Source organism: Streptomyces griseorubiginosus (assembly GCF_017614965.1).
GTDB classification, from domain to species: Bacteria; Actinomycetota; Actinomycetes; order Streptomycetales; family Streptomycetaceae; genus Streptomyces; species Streptomyces griseorubiginosus_B.
Map to the genome: position 1 here is coordinate 1 of NZ_WVUG01000180.1, position 17676 is coordinate 17676.

At 70.7% G+C, this 17676-nt stretch carries 8 protein-coding genes and 1 pseudogene; 3 read left to right on the top strand and 6 right to left on the bottom strand.

Features of this window, described 5'->3' with window-relative positions:
* A pseudogene (locus GRC12_RS28255) lies at window positions 1-1466 on the top strand (hypothetical protein); the annotation flags it as partial.
* A 150-nt stretch (window positions 1467-1616) separates the two neighbouring features.
* Window positions 1617-2423 (top strand): endonuclease I family protein, encoded by an 807-nt coding sequence (locus GRC12_RS28260; protein ID WP_208782197.1) that lies wholly within the window; start codon window positions 1617-1619, stop codon window positions 2421-2423.
* 136 nt (window positions 2424-2559) lie between these two features.
* Here the strand turns inward: GRC12_RS28260 and GRC12_RS28265 are convergent, their stop codons facing one another.
* From GRC12_RS28265 to GRC12_RS28290, 6 genes are all read right to left on the bottom strand, one after another.
* Complete coding sequence (locus GRC12_RS28265) at window positions 2560-3036, bottom strand: SUKH-3 domain-containing protein (protein WP_208782198.1); 477 nt, start codon at window positions 3034-3036, stop codon at window positions 2560-2562.
* The gene (locus tag GRC12_RS28270) at window positions 3017-9415 is read right to left on the bottom strand and encodes an RHS repeat-associated core domain-containing protein (RefSeq protein ID WP_244373894.1); all 6399 of its coding nucleotides are present in this window, start codon (window positions 9413-9415) and stop codon (window positions 3017-3019) included. Before GRC12_RS28270 ends, GRC12_RS28265 begins: the two co-directional genes overlap by 20 nt.
* A gap of 85 nt (window positions 9416-9500) precedes the next feature.
* Window positions 9501-12374 (bottom strand): LamG-like jellyroll fold domain-containing protein, encoded by a 2874-nt coding sequence (locus tag GRC12_RS28275; protein WP_208782199.1) that lies wholly within the window; start codon window positions 12372-12374, stop codon window positions 9501-9503.
* A gap of 113 nt (window positions 12375-12487) precedes the next feature.
* Window positions 12488-14170 carry a thiamine pyrophosphate-binding protein gene (locus GRC12_RS28280; RefSeq protein WP_208782200.1) on the bottom strand — a complete coding sequence of 561 codons (1683 nt, stop codon included), beginning with the start codon at window positions 14168-14170 and terminating at the stop codon, window positions 12488-12490.
* Window positions 14167-15135, bottom strand: a complete 969-nt coding sequence (gene speB, locus GRC12_RS28285; protein WP_208782201.1) for an agmatinase — start codon at window positions 15133-15135, stop codon at window positions 14167-14169. Before speB ends, GRC12_RS28280 begins: the two co-directional genes overlap by 4 nt.
* Window positions 15136-15192: 57 nt before the next feature.
* The gene (locus tag GRC12_RS28290; protein WP_208782202.1) at window positions 15193-16650 is read right to left on the bottom strand and encodes a sodium:solute symporter; all 1458 of its coding nucleotides are present in this window, start codon (window positions 16648-16650) and stop codon (window positions 15193-15195) included.
* Between the two features lie 105 nt (window positions 16651-16755).
* Between GRC12_RS28290 and GRC12_RS28295 the strand changes: the two genes are divergently transcribed.
* On the top strand, window positions 16756-17676 hold a 921-nt coding region (locus GRC12_RS28295), incomplete at its 3' end, for a PucR family transcriptional regulator ligand-binding domain-containing protein (protein ID WP_208782203.1).

A 17676-nucleotide genomic window follows, 5' to 3' on the forward strand; every position in this document is an offset into this window, starting at 1 on the left:
GCGGAGGCGGGGGCGGCGGCTTCTCCGGCTCCTCGGGCCTCGGCCGGATGTTCAACGACATCCTCGGCGGCCAGATCTCCTGGCTGCTGCCCTTCTCCGCGATCGCCCTGGTCGGCGGCCTGGTGCTGTGCGGGCGCGCCCCGCGCACCGACCTCCGGCGGATGGCGCTGGTGCTGTGGGGCGGCTGGACGCTGCTGCACTACGTGATCTTCGCGACCGCCCAGGGCACCATGCACCCCTACTACACCACCGCGCTCGCCCCGGGCATCGCGGCGCTGTGCGGCGGCGGTGGCGTGATGCTGCTGGACGCCTTCCGGCGCGACAAGCGCTGGGTGTGGGTCCTCCCGGCCGCCTTCGCGATCACCGGCATCTGGGCCATCGCCCTGCTGCGCCGCGCCTCCGGCTGGAACACCTGGCTGTGGCCGACGATCGGCGTCCTGACGGTGGCCGGCATCGTGGGCATGCTGGTCTTCCGCTCCGGCAACCGAGTCCGGCTGCTCATGGCCTCGCTGGCGGCGGCGCTGGTCGCGGCACTGGCGGGCCCGACGGCGTACGCGGCGTCGCCGGCCTTCGGCTCCTCGGGCGGCATGATGGGCGGCACGAACCCGACGGCCGGCCCCTCCACGGGTGGGGGCATGGGCGGCGGACCCGGCGGCATGCGCGGCGGGAGCGGCTTCCCGGGGCGCGGCGAGACGCCGGGCGGCAACGGCCAGGCGGGCGGCGAGCTGCCGGGCGGCGGCAACCAGGCCGGCGGTGACGCGCAGGGCGGCTTCCCGGGCGGACAGCAGGGCCAGAGCGGTGAGTTGCCGGGCGGCGGGCAGATGACGCCGGGCGGCGGAAACGGCGAACTGCCCCAGGCGGGCGGCACCGGCCAGGCTCCGGGCGGCACCGGCACGGCGGGCGGTACGGCTCCTGGCGGTACACCTTCGGGCGGTACGGCTTCGGGCGGCACCGGTGACAACGGCGGTACGGCTCCTGGCGGAACCGGCGAGAGCGGTGGTACGGCCGGACAGCGTGGCGGCTTCGGCGGCGGCGCGGGCGGCGGGCCCGGCGGCATGGGCGGCGCGGACAGCGAGCTCATCTCGTACCTGAAGAAGCATCAGGACGGCGCCGAGTGGCTGCTGGCGGTCTCCAACTCGCAGAGCGCCGCGCAGATCGAGCTCAGCGCCCGGGAGCCGGTCATCTCCATGTGGGGCTTCACCGGCTCCGACAACGCGATGACGGTGGCCAAGCTGAAGGAGCTCGTGAAGAAGGGCGAGTTGCACTACATCCAGATCGGCAGCGGCGGCATGGGCGGCGGTATGGGCGGCCCCGGCGGCGGCAACACCCTCAGCACGCAGGTGTCCACCTGGGTGAAGCAGCACGGCACGGCGGTGAAGGCGAGCGCGTACAGCAAGAGTTCGGCCTCCACGTCGAGCACGAGCACCGCGTCGCTCTACCGCCTGGACCCGTCCGACGTCAGCTGACGCGGCCCCACCCCGAACGGCTCCCGACCCCGTGGTCGGGGGCCGTTCTTTACTTCCCTTTTTAACGTCCCGTTCATCGACAAGACCTCATGTCCATGTCACTCTCCCTCTTGCCGCCTCCATTCAACCCGCGTAGATGGGACAACCTTTATGCCGGTGACACGCGTACGGCGAGGGAAGTCGGTGGCGTTGGCCACCGCCGCCGTGATGGTGGGCCTCGCGGCCCCGGCGCTGACGGCCACGCCGGCCGCCGCCACGACGACCGCGTACGACTCGACGTACTACAAGAACGCGATCGGCAAGACGGGCACGAGCCTGAAGTCGTCCCTGCACACGATCATCAGCTCGGGCGTGACGAAGCTGTCGTACTCGGCGCTGTGGGACGCCCTGAAGAAGACCGACCAGGACCCGAACAACAGCAACAACGTGATCCTGCTGTACTCGGGCATCTCCCGCAGCAAGTCCCTCAACGGCGGTGACAGCGGCGACTGGAACCGCGAGCACGTGTGGGCGATCTCGCACGGCGACCTCACCACCTCGACCGGCCCCGGCACCGATCTGCACCACATCCGCCCGGAGGACGTGGCGGTCAACGGCAAGCGCGGCAACCTCGACTTCGACGAGGGCGGGTCCGCCTTCACCAACAGCGGTGGCAGCAAGGTCGACTCGGACTCCTTCGAGCCGCGCGACGCCGTCAAGGGCGACGTGGCCCGCATGATCCTCTACATGGCCGTCCGCTACGAGGGCGACGACGGCTTCGCGAACCTGGAGCCCGACGACAAGGTCAACAACGGCTCCACCCCCTACATCGGCAAGCTCTCGGTCCTCAAGCAGTGGAACGACGAGGACCCGCCGAGCGCCTTCGAGGAGAACCGCAACCAGGTCATCTACGACACCTACCAGCACAACCGCAACCCGTTCATCGACCACCCGGAGTGGGTCGACGCGATCTGGTAGACGGACCGGTGAGATCGGCCGCGCGGGGGTCATCCGCCTGTACGGCCGAGGAACAAGGCTTTCGGCCCCCGACCGACAGGGTGGGGGCCGAAAGCCTTGTCACGTCAGGGCCGACGGTCGTGTGTCATGGTCGCCGTCAGTCCAGCCGCTCAGGACGGACCCTGTCGACCAGATGCACCAACGCTTCCTCCGGGCTCCCGCCATAGAGGGCGAGAAACGCATCGTAGGCGCCGTACGTCCGGCCCCCCTCGGCGACGAGGAGCACGAGGGGACCGGAAGCCGCGGTGCCCACGGGCGTCAGCTTCTCTCCCGTTCGCTGCTCGTATCCCCTCAGCTTTTCGCCGTTGACGATGCGACTCGCCCGCTCGGCGTTCAGTTCACAGCTGTGCGTCCCCGGATCGAGCGGATGGCGCGGGTAGTCGAAGCCAGTTCCGTTGAATTCCTCGACGAAACGCAGCGCCGTGGGCGAGCAGTGGATTCCCAGCTCCTCCCATACGTCCCGGACATGTCGAATGTCCGCTTCGGAGGCCACCCGCCGGGCGTCCTCCGGCAGGATGTCCGACAGCCTTTGCCGCAGTCCTGCCTCGCGAGGGCTATCCGGCCGCTCCGTCACTCGCGCCGCCTCCTCCCAGAATTCTCCTGCACCAGCCGCACGACGGGAACGGCGCTCCGTCCGCCCGGGTGATGGTGAAGTAGTCGATCTCATCGAGGCTTGCTCCGACATCATTCATCAGGTTGTTGCACGCGTGGAACTCCGCGCAGGTGCCCGGATCCCACTCCTCCAGATGGTTCCCCTGGGCCTGCAGGTCCTGTGCTTCCCTCAGGCGGGGTGCGAGATCTGGGTGGACGTTTCCCGGTACAGCGCCGCTTTCGCCGTAGCGGCGCTCTCCCGTGTACCCGTCGCGCGCCCCGGCACCGGCGGTGTTGTTGGTGCCGCTCTTCTTGGCCTGCCCCCTCGTCCACTCGGGGAGGTCGTCGTCGGCGCTGCCTGCGGGGCTCTTCTTCCCACCGCCGTCACCGCCCTTGCCGCCCTTGCCGCCCTTGCCGCCGCTCTCGGTCTTCGCTCCGCCGGAGTCCCCCTTCTTCGTCTGAGGCGCCTCCTTGGCCTTGGCCGGCGGGGCGGGCTTGGGCGTCGGCTTGGGCTTCGGCGCCGCCGGCGGAGTGACGTTGTCGACGGCTTTGGTGGCGTCCTTGACCTTGTCGGCGGCCTTCACCGTGTCCGTCGCCGCATCGACCGCGTCCACGGCCTTGTCGACGTACCGGGCTCCCTTGGCCGCCGACGCGCCGTAACCGGCGAGCGGGATGGCCGAGGCGTAGGACAGACCCGCGTCGATGTAGTTGCCCTCGGCCGTGTACCACAGGCCGTTGATCAGGTCGGCGGGCTCGCCGAAGCCGGGCACCAGGCCGACGACGTCGAGGGCTCCGTGGCCGATCGGGCTGATCCAGGACTCGCCCCAGTACAGGCCCGTCGGGTCCGGGAAGGCCAGCGGGTTGTTGCGGCCGTAGGCATAGGCGTTGAGGTGCTGCGGGTCCGCGAGGTCGAGCTTCGGGTCCACGGAGACGAAGCGGCCGGCGGCAGGGTCGTACGCGCGTGCGCCGAGCTGGATCAGGCCGGTCGTCGCATCGGCCGTACCGCCCACGAACGACTTGTCACCGGGCCACGCGCCCGCCGTCGGCTTGGCGCCGCGCACCTCACCGAACGGGAGGGTGCGGCGCTGGACGATCGACGAGTCCGCCGCCTTGATCGCGATCTCGGCCGTGCCGTTCTGGCCACCCACCAGCCAGGTCACCCCGGCCGACGTCCGCACCGCGATCAGCTTGCCGCCGTGTGAGTAGTAACGCGTGCCCGACAGGGAGTTCTTGGTCGTGTCGAGGCGGATCTCCTGGCTGCCCAGGTACAGCGTGACCGCGCCCTTCTCCTTGCGGAGCAGGCGGCTTCCGTCGGCGCCGTACACGTACGAGGTCTTGTTCGCCTCGTCCAGGTCGTCTCCGGACAGGTACGGGGTCACCGCGCTCAGGCGGCCCTCCTCGTCCCAGTCCAGCTTCTGGTCGACCGCCGGGGAGAGGTCCGTCGCCGCCTTGGTACGGCGGACGATGTTCCCCGTCTCGTCGTACCGGAAGCTCTGGGCCGCCGTCACCTCCTTCGCCGACGAGCCCGAGGTCGAGGTGCGCACCTCCGCCGACTTCAGGGCGTGGGCGTGCGTGCCGCCCTTGGCGTCCTGGGCCGTCGGTACGTACGTCGTCGACTGCGTGATCGCCGCGTCGCCGGTCGTGCCGGTGGCGTGGCGGACCTCGCCGGTGCGGTTGCCCGCCGCGTCGTAGGCGTAGGAGTGCCAGTACGGCGCCGGACCGCCGACGGTCGCCTCACCGGCGCTCGCGGCGCAGTCGGTGGCCGTCTGGGTCCACGCCTCGGTCAGACGGCGCAGGTAGTCGTACGTGAAGCACTGGACGTCGGCGGTCCTGCCCTCGGGCGTGTCCGCGACCTTGCGGATGTTGCCGGTGGCGTCGTAGCCGTAGGTGATGTCGGAGTCGGGGGTCTTGACGATCTCCCGGTCGATGCGGGCGCGCTCCAGGCGCCTGGTGCCCTCCTCGTAGGTGTTGGTGAGCCAGGTGTACTTGTCGGCGCTGGCGGTGCCCAGCGTCAGCTGGAGGAGTTCGCCGTAGTTGGAGTAGCGGGTCTCGCGGGCGTAGTCGGTCGTGTCGCCCACCGTGAAGGACGGCAGTCCGGTCGCCGTGTAGCCGGTGGTGACCGTCTCCGCCGGGAGACCGCCCGCCGCCGGTACGCCGACGTCGTCGATCGAACCGTCCGGCTTGTACGACGCCGTCGAGGTGTAGGTGCCGGCGAGCTTGCCCTCGGCGGCGGGGATCGTCACCGACGTCTTCGTCGGGCGGCCCGCCGCGTCATAGGCGTCGACCGAACTCGTGTAGGCGTCGTCGCCCACCCACTGGGTGGCCGACGCCAGGCGCCCCTTGCCGTTGGGGACGCTGGCGCTGTCGTACTCCCAGGTCGTCAGCTTCTTGTCGCCGTTGTGGAGCGAGCGCTGACGGCCCAGCTTGTCGTAGGTGAAGGTGAGGGTGGTGTCGCGCTGGTTGCGGACGGTCTTGACCTGGTCGAGGTCGTCGTACGTCATCCAGGTCGTACCCGCGTCCGGGTCGACGGCCCGGGTCTGCCGCCCCCGCACGTCGTACTTGTACGACCAGACGTTGCCCGACGTGTCCTTGACCTCGGTGAGGCGGCCCGCGGCGTCGTAGTCGTACGACGTGGTGTCCGCCGCGCCCGTGGGCGAGGATGCCTTGAACTCCAGGACCTTGGTCTTCTGCCCCTGCGCGTTGGTGTACGTCGCGGTGGGCGTGCCGCCGGCCGGCGGGTCGACCGTCGTGTGGTCACCGTGGTACTCGGTCTTCGTGCGCCACTTCTCGGCGCCGGCCACCCGGAAGATCTCGTCCGTCGCCCGGCCCGCCCCGTCGTACACCGTCTCCGTCTCCCGAGGCGTCCCCTCGGAGGCGTCCGCCACGCCCACGAAGGTCGTGCCGACGGCGGCGGAGTTGTAGAAGGGGCCGATCTCCTTGACAGCCAGGCCGCGGGAGTCGTACTCGGTCGTGGTGACGACACGGCCGGAGTTGGCGGCCGGGGTCTGCGTCTGGCGCTCGCGCAGCAGGCCGTCGCTGAGCTGGTGGCTGGTGGCCACCGAGCCGTTCGGCAGGAGCGACTTCGTGGTGGTGACGACCGGGCCGTTGTTGCGGACCAGGTAGGCGTACTCCAGGGACGGTGTGTCCGAGGACTTCGCTCGGCCCGGCAGCCACACCTTCAGCAGTCGGCCGAGGGCGTCGTAGTCCAGGTCGGTGCGCTGCTTGTTGGCGTCGACCGTGGCGGTGACCAGGCCCCAGCGGGGGTCCACCGTGGAGGTCGTCGAGTTGCCCGCCGGGTCGGTGACTTTCATCCCCGTCACCGGGCCGCCCGTGGTGGGCGTGTACGCCGTCCTCGTCGTGTTGCCCTGCTGGTCGGCGGACTCCGTGACCCGGCCGTGGATGTCGTACTTCGCGGTCGACGTCGTCACGTACTGCGGGGTGCCGTCGTCCGCGTAACCCTTGACCTTCTCGCTGCGGACCACGTCGCCCTTGGTGGGCTTGGTGCCATAGGTGTCGGGGTCGTCGTACCAGGTGCGGACGTCGCTGATCGCCTCGCCCTCATAGGACGGCGGGCCGTCGTCGCACGCCACCGGCACGACCGTCACCCGCTTCAGCAGCGTCAGCAGGTTCGCGTCGGTGTTGCGGTTGTAGGTGTCGGTCGTGCAGGTGTCGTCGTCCGGGTCGGACAGGTCGCCGGAGTCGGAGGAGCGCTCCAGCATGCCGTAGGAGTCGTAGAAGTGCTCGATGGCGGTGCGGCGGACCTTGCCGTCGTCGAGCGCGGTGCGGGTCTTCGTCGACTTCACGGCCGCGTACGTCGCCTCGTCGCTGCCCTCGGTGGCCGTGGCGGCGGACTTCCAGGGGGTGCTGACGGTGGCGCTGACCTCGGTGGAGCCGTTGAACGTGCGCTGCTCCAGCTGGAAGCCCTGGTGGCGGGCGTCGTCGCGGACCTTGGTGCCGTCGGAGGCGGTGACCGAGACGGACTTGGTGCCGCCGGACTCCTTCTCGCGGTCGCCGTCCATGCCCTGGAGGTAGGTGGTCTGGGTGCGCAGCTGCTTGCTGTTCTCGTCACCCGTCCGCACGGTGACGGTGCGGAAGCCGCGCCACTGGTTCCAGGTCTTCTTCTTGGTCTTGACGAGCTCGCTGTCGTCGAAGGCCCAGGCGGCGCCCGAGTAGTCGTAGGAGGTGACCTTGTTCGGGCCGGTGACCGTGACCTCGTCCTCGGTCACCGTGTCGACGACGAACTTGTGGAACCAGTCCTCCTTCTCACCGACCGTGCCCTCCTTCGACCAGAAGGACGGCATGCAGCGCTTGGTGTTGGTCTCGGGAGTGGGGAGGTTGGACGGGGTGCACTCGGTCGGCTTGTAGGTGACCGAGATGGTGCCGCCGGTCTCCGACTGGATGGCCCGGATGCGCCACTTGTACATGGGCAGGCGGTCGTCGGCGCCGGTGTCGACGCGGTTGGCGTCCTGCCGCTCGTAGAAGGTGACCTTCGGGAGCTTGTTCGCACCGTCCTTGCCGGAGTGCGTGATGGACTCCAGCCACATGGACGGGGAGTGGGTGGTGTCGGCGCTCTGGTACTTGTGCGCCAGCTCCCACTCGTCGACGTCGTCGTACGTCTTGCCGTCGGACTTCAGGACCTGGGTGGTGACCTTCGTCAGGCGCTTGCGGGAGAAGAAGGTCGGGGACCACTGGTCCTTGCACTCGGTGTCGGAGGTGCAGATCTGCTCGAACGGCACGTCCGGCCAGCGGGTGGCGGTGGCCTCCTTCAGGTCGGCCGGCTCACAGTCGGCGGCGGCGCCCTTGCAGCGCTCGGCGGTGTCGAAGACGACCCGGGCGGGGGCGGCGGTGGAGTTCTCCTTGCCCTCCTGCTCGCCGTACTCGATCCGCTTGAGCCAGCCGCCGCGGTCGTAGGAGACGACCTTGTCGCCGCGCACGGTGTCGTACTTGTTGGTCTCGGTGCCGTAGTAGTACGTCATCGTGTTGCCGTGCACGTCGACGACGTAGTCGAGATTCCAGCGCCAGCTCTGCTGGCAGCGGGACTCCTTGAAGGTGTCCTTGTGGCAGGGCTCGTCCTTGTCGTCGCCGAAGACCGGGACCTCCCAGGACGAGCCGGTGAACTCGGTGTCGGCGGCCTCGCGCTTGCCCTTGCCGAAGTAGTAGCGGGTGCCGTCGGTGGTGGTGACGACCCAGTACTCGCCGTTGTCGTCGGCGTTGAAGCCGCCGGTCCTGCGCTCGATCGTGGTGCCGTCGTCCTGCTTCAGACGCCACTCGTTCGCCGACTTCTTGACCAGCTCACCCGCCCGGCCGCCGAAGTTCATGGTGGCGTTGTCGGAGTGCCAGCACAGGTCGTACTTCTGCGAGCCGGCCTCGTCGTGGCCGTCCTCGGTGCAGGAACGGTACGTCCGCTCGATGTACCCGGCGCTGAGGTCGAAGCCCTCGCCGACCCAGGACGTCTGGTTGTTGCTGGAGGCCGTACGGCCGTCGGTGGACGCCGAGTTGTAGGCCAGGCCCAGCTGCGGGGAGGGACCCGCGATGGCGGGCGGAACCCGCAGCGGGTACTGCCAGGTGAAGGCGCCGGTCTGGGCGGCGACCTGCCAGGAGGCGGAGGGCGCGAGGGAGGTCGCGGTGTAGGAGCCGGAGCTGCCGGAAGGCGCGGCGGAGACCGCGAGCAGCGGGGCCGCGGCGCCGATGCCGGCGGGGACGTCGGCGGTGAGTTTCCGGGCGCGGACGTCGTTGCTGGTGCTGAGAGGGGTGACGCCCTGGCAGGCGGCCGCCTTCGGTGTGGTCAGCGCGCAGGCGGGCAGCTGGACCAGGCGCAGGCGCTGCGCCCAGTCGCCGCCGTAGGCCTGGGCGAAGGCGGCGTAGTCGACCTGGACGGCGACCTTGCCGGACGTGGCTGTGCGGCCGTCCGCGCGCGTGACCTTCAGGAGCAGGCCGTCGATGCCCGCCTTGCGGGCGGCGGCGTGACCGAGGAGGTCGACCTTGGCGCGGGTCGGTGAAGCCGCTTTCGCCGAGCGGGAGTTGGGGGCGGCGAGCCGGACGGGCAGACCGCCCGCGCGGATGCCCGCGCGGGCGCCGGATCCGTCCAGGGCGACGGTGGCACTGCCCGGCTTCGGCCAGGCCGCCTTCGGGGCGGGTGAACTGCCGTATCCGGCAAGGTGCTTGAGCGGGGTGACCCGGCCGCCCTCCTCCACCACGGGGGTGGAGGGCACGTCCTGGGTCTTGGGGCGGCGCTGCTCCCGGGCGTCGTCGTCGCCGAGGGCGGGGGCCACCTGGAGCAGGGTCAGGGTCAGGGCCGCGGACACCGCCGCGGCCAGATGTTTCGCCCACTTATGAGCGTGATGTCTGCGTGTTGAGCGCATGCGCGCTCCCCTCCCGTGTGATGTGGGGTGCCCGGGCGCGGGTGGATGCCCGACGCCCGGGCGAAGCAGCCGTGGTCAGCGGCGGCTAGTCGTTCGCCAGCCGGTGGATCTCCGCTCCGGAGAGCAGGCCGGGCACCAGGCGTACGTCGTCGATGTCGCCGGCGAAGTAGTCGCTCCAGGTGCCGTCGTACTGGGCGCGGCCGATGTTCAGGCCCTTGGTGGCGTTCCAGACGCCGGTGACGGTGGCGCTGCCCTGTTCCTCGCCGTCGACGTAGAGGGTGAACCTCCGGGCCGCCGGATCGTAGGTTCCGGCGAGGTGGGTCCACTTGCCGACGGTCGGCGGGCGCTCGCTCGTCGCCATGGCGCGGACGAGGTCGGAACCGTCCTTGTCGGCGAGGTGACGGCCGAAGATCCAGCGCTTGTAGGCCGTCGAGTAGTAGAGGTTGAGGCCGTTGCCGCTGCCGCCGGCCTGGCTGATCACCGAGATGTTCTCGCTCAGCGAGGTCGGCCGCACCCACGCCGAGACGGTGAACGCCTGCCCGGTGTGGACGGCGGAGGCGGCGGTGGCGTAGTCACTGCTGCCGTTGAAGCGCAGGGCCTTGTCGCCGGCCTCGGTGGCGGAGTGGTTGCCCGCGACCCAGTCGGCGCCCTTGACGGTGAGGTCGCGGTCGTGGCCGGAGGTGTCGGGGGCGGTGGCGCCGGAGGTCTGGTCGAGGCCGTAGACGGCGGCGGCGCAGGTGTCGGCCAGGGCGTCGGGGCAGGCCCGGTCCGCGGTGAAGACGTACTTCTCCAACGGCCCGCGGTTGCCGGCCTGGTCGACGCTGCGGACGTAGAGGACGTTCGGTCCGAAGGTGGAGGTCGGCACCTCGATGGCGGCGTCACCGCCGAGGCTCGCGGGAGTGGCCCGCCGGCCCGGGGTGTCGCTGCCGAGGTCCCACTCGTAGTACTCCACGTCGTTCTTGAAGACCGGGTCGGCGTTGCCGTTCGCCGAGAGGGTGAAGTGCCGCCTGGCGCCCACCGGGAGGTCGGCCTCGTCGTCCGCCGCCTGCACGAGCGGCTTGGTCGTGGGCGGCTTCACGTCCACCACGAACTCGCACCAGTCGGACCAGTCCGAGTAGCCGGAGTCCTTCAGCTTGCCGGTGGAGCCGTCGTAGAGCTGGGCGTGCCACTTGTAGCCGTGGCCGTGGGCGAGTTCCCTGACGGGGATGTTCTCCTCGAAGACGCCCTCGTTCTGCGGGCCGTCCTTGCCCTCGTAGACCATGGGCCGGCCGTCGACCTGGTCCCAGACGCGGAAGGTGGCGGTGAGGTTCTGGCCGGTGCCGTCGCTGTAGGAGTCGGCGTCGGTGCCGTTGACCGCCATGGTCGGGGTGTCGTCACGGATCCAGGGGCGCTTGGTGTTGTCCGTGGTGCAGGTCTTCTCCTCCGGGTTGGTCAGCCGCTCGTTGTACGGCTTGCCCGGGGTGGTGTTGTACGTGACGACGAGCTTGGCGTTGTCGCCGCGGAACCGCTTCCAGGAGTTGGCGTCGTCCTCGTCGGCGGCGCGCAGCGAGAAGGCGATGGGATCCTCGGCCTTCGCCTTCTTGCGGACGGTGGCGGTGAGGTTCTCGTTGCTCTCGTCGGGGTTGTCCTGGAAGTCGACCCAGCTGGGCGGGGCGTCCGGGCTGCAGCTGTCGCCGCGGCCGTAGGCCACCGTGCGGTCGACCATCAGGTCGCCGTCCTTGGGCTTGTTGTTCCAGTTGGTGGCGGAGTCGACGCCGCCCTCGGCGACCGCGTGCAGGTTGACGGTGCTCTTCTGGCAGGAGAAGGAGAAGGTCTCGTAGACCTCGAAGACCGCCTTGGAGATCGTGCGGTTCTTCCAGCCGGAGGTGTCGAACTGGAAGTACATGCGGTTGGTGTACGGCGAGGAGCTGCACACGTAGTACGTGCCGCCGATCGACGCGTACGAGCAGCGTCCGACGCCCTCGTCCTTCTTGAACTTGTGGAACTCGGTGCTCGGGTGGGCGCTGGAGACGTACAGCCACTCGCTCTTGGACATGCCGGCCTCCGGGTCGAGATAGACCGGGAAGTCGGTGTCGGCGGCGGTCAGCACGGAAGCGTCGGGCTCGACGGTGACGGCGGACGCGGTCACGTCCAGGTCCATGTCGGCGATCTTCGCGGCGGCGTCGGGCGCGGCCTCGACGGGGGCGCCGGGGCCGGAGGCCGGTACGGCGTCCGCCGGGACCTTCTCGGCGGCGGTGGCGGAGTCCCACATCTTGGGCGCCTGGCCACCGAAGAGCCGCTCGCCGGAGGCGTCCACCGCCTGCAGTCCGCCGGCCGGACCGGTCGTCAGGTCGAGCCCCTCGGACCGTAGGGGCAGCCGCAGTCGGGCCAGCTCGGGATTGTGCGCGGCCTCGGGGGTCTTCACCTTCAGCACGTACGAGTACCCGGTGACCGTCGCGCTCGCCAGCAGGTCGACGCCCGGCAGCACCTCGCGGTACTCGGCGGTGTCGCCGTCCAGGACCGGCTCGGGCAGCGGCCTGGGCCAGCGCAGGGTGAAGGACCTGCCCTCGTCGCCGAGGGTGATCAGATCGGTCGAACCGCCGCCCGCGAAGGCCAGGTCGACGACCGCGGCCTTCGGGCCCACGGTGCCGTCGGCCCGCCGTTCCAGCGTGGCGTCGGCCTTCTCCCAGCCGCCGTCGGCGCGCCGCACCCGCTGCGGCTGGACGCTGGTCTCGCTGGTGAGACTGCCGTCCGGGTTGGCGAAGACGAGCTCGTCCTCGGTACGGCGCTGAACGATCTCCACCGGTTTCCCGGTGTCGGCGGCCCGTTGGAAGGCGGCCGCCTCGGCCGAGGCCGGTGTACTGCCGGCCGCGTCGGCCGGAGTGGTGACGGCGGGCAACGCGCCCAGGACCACGGCGCCGCCGAGCAGCACGCCGAGCGTCCGGGCAGCACGAAGCCGCCGGAACCAAGGGTTGGTCATGCCCTTGTCTCCCCCCGGGCTCTCCCCAGAGCCCGCTATGAAATTGATGTGCCCATGCGGTACAGCAGGGACAGGGGGAAACCTATGGGACTTTCTTTACCGTTTCAAGAGAATTACAGATGCGTCGGCGCGAACATCCGCAGCACCGCCGGGAGTACGACCACCGACGGGCCCGGTGACCTGAGGGCCTTCGTCAGGTCGGTCTCGAGGGTCTCGGGGGTCGTGCGGATGCCCGGGACGCCGAAGGACTCGGCGAGGGCCACGTAGTCCGGGCGGGTCAGTTCCGTCGCCGTGGCCTCGCCGAAGGCGTCCGTCATGTACTCGCGGAGGATGCCGTAGCCGCCGTCGTCGACGATCAGCCAGGTGACGTTCAGGTCGTACTGGCGGGCGGTCGCCAGCTCGGCGACGGAGTACAGGGCTCCGCCGTCTCCGGAGACCGCGAGGACCGGGGTCGTCGGGTCCGCGGCCGCCGCGCCCAGGGCCGCCGGGAAGCCGTAGCCGAGGCCGCCGGCACCCTGCGCGGAGTGCATGCGGTTGGGGCCCTTGGCGTCGAACGCCGACCAGGCCCAGTACGCCAGGATCGTCATGTCCCAGAAGGACGGGGAGTCGGCGGGGAGCGCCTTGCGGACCGACGCCAACACGTCCTGTTCCAGGGTGAGTTCCTGGGAGGCGATGCGGTCGGCGACCTTCGCGAGGACCGTGCGGACCCGCTCGGGCGCCCCGGCGTCCTCCCTCGGCGACACCGTCTCCAGCAACGCCTGCAACGCGAGGCGCGCATCCGCGTGGATGCCCAGCGCCGGATGGTTGGACTCGAGCTTGCCGAGGTCCGCCTCGATCTGGATCAGCCGGCCACGGGGCCTGAACGTGTGGTAGTTGGAGGAGAGTTCACCGAGGCCGGAGCCGACCACCAGCACGACGTCGGCGTCCTCGAGGAAGTCCGTGGTGTGCCGGTCCTCGATCCAGGACTGGAGGGACAGGGGGTGCTGCCACGGGAACGCGCCCTTGCCGCCGGGAGTCGTGACGACGGGCGCCTGAAGCGTCTCCGCGAGCTGCCGGAGCTTGCCGGACGCGTCCGCGCGGACGACTCCCCCGCCCGCGATGATCGCCGGGCGGGCGGCCCGGGACAGCAAGTCGGCGGCCACGGCGGTGAGTTCGGGGCGCGGGGGAAGGTCGTCCGGGGTCGCGTCCACCGCCGTGACCACCGGGACCGGCGTCTTTGCCAGCAGCACGTCCTGCGGGATCTCCACCCACACCGGGCCGTGCGGGGCCGTCAGCGCCGACTTCCAGGCCGCCGCGATCGCGGACGGGATCTGGGACTGGGTGCGCACGGTGTGGACGGACTTGACCACGCCCCGGAACGAGGCCGCCTGGTCCGGGAGTTCGTGCAGATAGCCGTGGCGGCCGCCGCCCAGACCGGCGGTGGGGATCTGGCTGCTGATCGCCAGCACGGGCGCCGAGGCCGCGGCCGCCTCCTGGAGCGCGGCGAGCGAGGTCAGCGCGCCCGGGCCCGTCGACAGCAGCAGCGGGGCCGCCTCGCCGGTGATCCGGCCGTACGCGTCCGCCGCGAACCCCGCGTTGTTCTCCACCCGCAGTCCGAGGTACCGCAGGTCGGAGCGGCGCAGCGCGTCGAACATGCCGAGCGCGTGCTGGCCGGGCAGCCCGAAGACAGTGGTCGCGCCGAGCCCGGCCAGCGTCTCCACGACCAGGTCCCCGCCGTTGCGGCCGGGGGGAGGGTTCAGCGCGGCCTCCGTCTGGGCCGGCGTCGGGCGGAGTTCCAGGTCGTGGTCGTGGGTCACTTCGCGCGGGCCTCGGCAATCTGGCGGGTCATGATCGTGGTCAGTTCGTACGCCGTGTGGGACGCGGCCACCGACGTGATCTCCGCGTGATCGTACGCCGGGGCCACCTCCACCACGTCGGCGGAGACCAGATGGCAGGAGGCCAGGCCGCGCAGGATCTCCAGCAGCTCGCGGGAGGTCATGCCGCCCGCCTCGGGGGTGCCGGTGCCGGGCGCGTGGGCCGGGTCCAGGCAGTCGATGTCGATGGAGATGTAGAGGGGACGGTCGCCGATGCGCTGCCGCAGCTGGTCGGCCACCTCGTCGGCGCCACGGCGGTAGACGTCCGCCGAGGTGACGATGCCGAAGCCCATCTTCTCGTCGTCGGTGAGGTCCTGCTTGCCGTACAGCGGGCCGCGGATGCCGACGTGGGAGAGCGCCGAGGTGTCGAGGATGCCCTCCTCCACCGCCCGGCGGAACGGCGTGCCGTGGGTGTACTCGGCGCCGAAGTACGTGTCCCAGGTGTCGAGATGGGCGTCGAAGTGCAGCAGCGCGACCGGGCCGTGCTTCTTCGCGACCGACCTCAGCAGCGGCAGCGCGATGGTGTGGTCGCCGCCGAGGGTCATCAACCGGGCGCCGGTGCCGAGGAGTTCGTCGGCGGCGGCCTCGATCGTCTCGACGGCCTCATTGATGTTGAAGGGGTTCACCGCGATGTCCCCGCCGTCCGCGACCTGCGCCAGGGCGAAGGGGGAGGCGTCCTGCGCCGGGTTGTAGGGCCGCAGCAGCCGGGACGCCTCGCGGATCGCGTTGCCGCCGAAGCGGGCGCCCGGCCGGTAGGAGACACCCGAGTCGAACGGCACCCCGACGACGGCGACATCGGTACGGCCGACCTCGTCGAGGCGGGGCAGCCGGGCGAAGGTGGCGGGGCCGGCGTACCGCGGGATCCGGGAGGAGTCGACGGGGCCGCGGGGCGTCTCGTTGCTGCTCATGGGGTAATGCCTTCTTTCCTACGCTTCATCGCGTATGTACTGCTTCGGTGTACGACTCTACTGGGCGGCCGGAACCCGCTCGGACTCGAGTTCGGGGGTGCCGCGGCCGGCCAGCCGCTCGCGCCAGGCGGCCAGCACCGTCTCGTCGGTGGGCCTGGTCGCCAGGGACACGACGACGTAGGCCGCCAGGGAGGACAGCAGGCCGTAGTAGACGGGTTCGTTGGCGAGGATGCCGTAACCCGCCATCAGGCCGATGACCGCGAGGCCTCCGACGACCACGGAGGCGAGGGCACCGTGCACGGTGCCGCGCTTCCACAGCAGCCCGCCGAGGATGGGGACGAGGAGTCCGCCGACGAGCAGGTTGTAGGCGACCGTCAGCGCCTCGACGACGTTGTTCAGCGCGATCGCCGTGCCGATCACCCCGAGGCCCATGATCAGGATGAACGCCCGGTTGCCCCGCACCTCTTCATGCTCGCCGGACCTGGCCTTCCCGCGGATCCGCGACCAGATGTCGTTGTTGGCCACGGTCGCGCAGGCGATCAGCGCGCCGGAGGAGGTGGACATCACGGCGGCGAGCGCGGCGGCCAGCACCAGTCCCCGCACACCGACGGGGAGTTCGTCCTTGACGATGGTCGCGAAGGCGTCGTCCGGGCTGCCGAGGTGCGGGTACAGCACCTTGGCCGCCGTACCGATGACCGCGCCGGCGAGGGCGTAGGCGAGGCAGTAGGTGCCGGCGACCGTGCCGCCCCACTTGGCCGTGCGGTCGCCGCGGGCCGTGAAGACGCGCTGCCAGATGTCCTGGCCGATGAGCATGCCGAAGGTGTAGATCAGCACGTACGTGAAGATCGTCTCGCCGCCGATGCCCAGCGGGTCGAAGTACGAGGTCGGCAGCTTGGCCCTCATCTCGCCGAAGCCGCCCGCCTTCACGACCGCGATCGGCAGCAGCAGGAGCAGCACGCCGATGGTCTTCACCACGAACTGCACCATGTCCGTCAGGGTGATCGACCACATGCCGCCGAGCGTCGAGTACGCGACGACGATGGAGCCGCCGAGGACGATCGCGAGGGTGCGGTTCATGTCGAACAGGACGTCGAAGATCGTGGCGTAGGCGATGGTCGAGGTGACGGCGAGCATAAGGGTGTACGCCCACATGACGACGCCGGAGATCACGCCCGCCCGGCCGCCGTACCTGAGGTCCAGCATCTCGGAGACGGTGTAGACCTTCAGCCGGGCGATGCGGGCGGAGAAGAAGACGGACAGGGCGAGCAGGCCGAGGCCGATGGTGAAGACCATCCAGGCACCGGAGAGGCCGTACTGGTAGCCGAGTCCGACGCCGCCGATGGTGGACGCGCCGCCCAGGACGATCGCGGCCATGGTGCCGGAGTACATCGCCGGGCCCAGACGGCGTCCGGCGACCAGGAAGTCACTCTTGGAGCGGGCGCGGCGCATGCCCCACCAGCCCATGGCCAGCATGCCGGCCAGGTAGACGACGATCACGGTGTAGTCGACGGCCACGGCAGCCTCCTTCGCGGGGTTTCCTCGACAGTAGGTGGCCGGAAAGCGACTGCGAAGTGTACGTTTCATCCACTTGGTCGGTTCAAGGTGGAGGGTACGCACACCATGCCGGATCCCGCGGTTCCCCCGACTCCCCCGGTGCCCCTCGCGTCCCTGCTGGCCCGTGAGGACCTGGCCCTGCGGCAGATCGCGGGGCCGTCCGATCCGGACATCGTGATCCACTGGGCGCACACCTCGGAGATGGCGGACCCGTATCCGTATCTGCTGGGCGGGGAGCTGCTGCTGACGGCCGGGGTCCATGTGCCGGAGGCCGCCGGTACCGGCACGTACTTCGACGACTACGTGTCGCGGATCGTCGCGGCGGGCGGTGCCGCCCTCGGCTTCGGCCTGGCTCCCGTGCACGACACCGTGCCGCGGGCGCTGGTGGCGGCCTGCGAGGCGTACGGGCTGCCGCTCGTCGAGGTGCCGCCGCGGACCACGTTCTCCGGCATCGCCCGCGCGGTCTGGCAGCTCATGGCGCAGGCACGGCTCGCCGAACTCCGCCGGGTCACGGAGGCCCAGCAGAGCCTGGCCGCGGCCGCGTCCCGCCCGGATCCGGTGCGGTCGGTCCTGCGTCAGCTGGCCCAGCGGGTGGGGGGCGGGGCGGTGCTGTACGGGCCGGAGGGCGCGGAGGTCGCGGCGGCGGGGCGACCGCTGCCGGACGCCGTCCTCGACGCCCTGACGGAGCTCACCCGGGTCGTCCACCCCACCGGCCCCGGGACACCGACCTCCGCCACCGACTCCACCGCCGGCACCCACCTCGCCGCGTACGCGCTCGGCGCCGGCCGGGGCTTCGCGCTCGGGGTCGCCTCCCCCACCCGCGAACCCGGCGACCACACCATCGCCTCGGTCGCGGCCGTCCTGCTCTCCCTCCTCACCGACGAACACCAGAGCGGCACCGGAACGGCCCGCTCCTCGGCCCTCGTACGACTGCTCCTGGGAGCCGCGCCCCAGGAGGTGGCCCCTCTGCTCGGCGACGACCAGGAC

What these genes read in the sequence shown, in the direction of transcription:
- GRC12_RS28260 (WP_208782197.1), top strand. Translation starts at nt 1,617, where the DNA reads ATGCCGGTGACACGCGTACGGCGAGGGAAGTCGGTGGCGTTGGCCACC.
- GRC12_RS28270 (WP_244373894.1), bottom strand. Translation starts at nt 9,415, where the DNA reads ATGCGCTCAACACGCAGACATCACGCTCATAAGTGGGCGAAACATCTG.
- GRC12_RS28275 (WP_208782199.1), bottom strand. Translation starts at nt 12,374, where the DNA reads ATGACCAACCCTTGGTTCCGGCGGCTTCGTGCTGCCCGGACGCTCGGC.
- speB (WP_208782201.1), bottom strand. Translation starts at nt 15,135, where the DNA reads ATGAGCAGCAACGAGACGCCCCGCGGCCCCGTCGACTCCTCCCGGATC.